The sequence below is a fragment of the Natronorubrum halalkaliphilum genome (assembly GCF_009834785.1).
GTDB lineage: Archaea > Halobacteriota > Halobacteria > Halobacteriales > Natrialbaceae > Natronorubrum > Natronorubrum halalkaliphilum.
The window spans coordinates 1-1,312 of sequence record NZ_WUYX01000012.1 but is presented as its reverse complement, the minus strand read 5'-3'; the positions used below and the strand labels follow the sequence as shown (position 1 = coordinate 1,312).

Here is a 1,312-nt window from a genome sequence, read left to right as displayed (position 1 = left end):
TGGTATCTCTTTTCCAGGTGGGTTTCGAGCTTAGATGCGTTCAGCTCTTACCCCGTGGTGCGTCGCTGCCCGGCACGTGCTCTTTCGAACAGCCGGTACACGAGTGGCACCCATTCGTAGTTCCTCTCGTACTATACGAACGTTCCCGTCAGATACCGTAACACCCCCAATAGATAGCAGCCGACCTGTCTCACGACGGTCTAAACCCAGCTCACGACCTCCTTTAATAGGCGAACAACCTCACCCTTGCCCGCTTCTGCACGGGCAGGATGGAGGGAACCGACATCGAGGTAGCAAGCCACCCGGTCGATATGTGCTCTTGCGGGTGACGACTCTGTTATCCCTAAGGTAGCTTTTTTGTCAGCAATGGGCCGCATCAAGCAGCCTCATTGGTTCGCTAGACCACGCTTTCGCGTCAGCGTCCGTCGTTGTGCCGGACACTGTCAGACTTCCTTTTGCTCTTGCGCTCTTCCTCGGGTCTCCGACCCGAGTGAGGAAATCTTGGGGCGCGCTCGATATCTTTTCAAGCGCGTACCGCCCCAGTCAAACTGCCCGGCTACCAGTGTCCTCCGCCAGGAGTGAGAGTCGCAGTCACCATCGGGTAGTATTTCAATGCTGCCTCGGTGACCCGCTAGCGCGGGTACCTGTGTAACGGCTCCTACCTATGCTGCACAATGGCGACCACGTCTCAGTGACAGCCTGCAGTAAAGCTCTATAGGGTCTTCGCTTCCCCTTGGGGGTCTCCAGACTCCGCACTGGAACGTACAGTTCACCGGGCCCAACGTTGGGACAGTGGCGCTCTCGTTGATCCATTCATGCAAGCCGCTACTAAAGCGGCAAGGTACTACGCTACCTTAAGAGGGTCATAGTTACCCCCGCCGTTAACAGGTCCTTCGTCCCCTTGTACGGGGTGTTCAGATACCTGCACTGGGCAGGATTCAGTGACCGTACGAGTCCTTGCGGATTTGCGGTCACCTATGTTGTTACTAGACAGTCGGAGCGCCCGAGTCACTGCGACCTGCCTCTTCGCGAGGCAGGCATCCCTTATTGCGAACGTACGGGACTAACTTGCCGAATTCCCTAACGTCGGTTGCTCCCGACAGACCTTGGCTTTCGCCGCCATGAGTACCTGTGTCGGATCTCGGTACGGACAGTGTGCTTGCCTTTTCACGGGCTCTAGGTTGGCCTCTCTTACGCTATCCTGCCATTCGTCCGCTTCGTACCATTACGGTTTCCACGGATTTCGACAGTTCGACTGGGCGAAGGCCCAGCAGAGGCGGCCCCAAAGCGTCGGCTTTGAGTGCACACTGGC

General features: G+C 57.1%; 1 rRNA gene. It reads right to left on the bottom strand.

The features are described 5' to 3' along the window. Positions 1-1,312, bottom strand: a 23S ribosomal RNA gene (locus tag GS429_RS02475); the annotation flags it as partial.